Genomic DNA, 795 nt, shown 5'->3' on the forward strand with positions numbered 1-795 from the left:
CATAGTCCGTGCCCGCTCCGGCCATGATCGCGCTGAGGAACACCACGGACTGATTGGAGACACCCGCGCCGGTCAGCTGGGAGAAGCCCGCCACCAATGCCTGTGCGATGAGCAGGGACGAGCCGATCGTCACCAGCGGCAGCAGCATCGTGACCGCACTGCGGTAGACCAGCAACAACACGGCCAGGACCAGGACTGCGATCGCGATCTCGATAGGCAAGCGATCGTTCTCCCCGGCGACGGTGAGATCGGCTGCCGTCGCCGCGGGGCCAGTCAGGTGCACCGCCAGCGGGCTGCCGGCCGTGCTGAGTCTGACGATTTCCGAGACCCGGTTGTACGAGTCGATGGCCCGCGGTGTGCCCAGCTCACCCACCAGGCCCACCGGAAGGACCCAGGTGGTCTTGTCCTTGCTCGTCAGGAACTGCCGGAGCTGTGGCGTGCTGATGAAGTCCTGCACGCTCTCGACATCCGTCACGTCGTCGCGCAGTGCGTCCACGAGCTTGCGGTAGGTCGTCTCGTCGGACTTGCCCAACCCGTTCTCGTTGATCAGCGCCACCAACAGCAGGTCGTTGTTGCCCGATTCGTGGAACGCCTCGGTCATCTTCTGGGCGGTGACGCTCGAGGGCGCATCGTTGGGCAGGATCGAGAGGGGATGCTTCTCGGCCATCTCGCCGAGTGATGGGAATGTCAGCGGCAGCGCGATCAGCAGTGCAGCCCAGACACCGATCACGGCCCAGGGCCATCGCACCACGAAATCCGCTAGCCGTCGCATGCTGCCCTCACCTCCGCCCGGAG

The 795-nt window shown here is 65.4% G+C and carries 1 protein-coding gene; it reads right to left on the reverse strand.

Annotation, left to right across the window (positions count from 1 at the left end):
• Positions 1-730, reverse strand: a 730-nt coding sequence (locus tag IMZ11_RS42845) for an MMPL family transporter (RefSeq protein WP_228649331.1), incomplete at its 3' end; no start/stop codon positions are given.
• Positions 731-795 lie beyond the last annotated feature (65 nt).

Origin of the sequence: Microtetraspora sp. AC03309, assembly GCF_020826795.1 — a bacterium.
GTDB classification, from domain to species: Bacteria; Actinomycetota; Actinomycetes; order Streptosporangiales; family Streptosporangiaceae; genus Microtetraspora; species Microtetraspora glauca.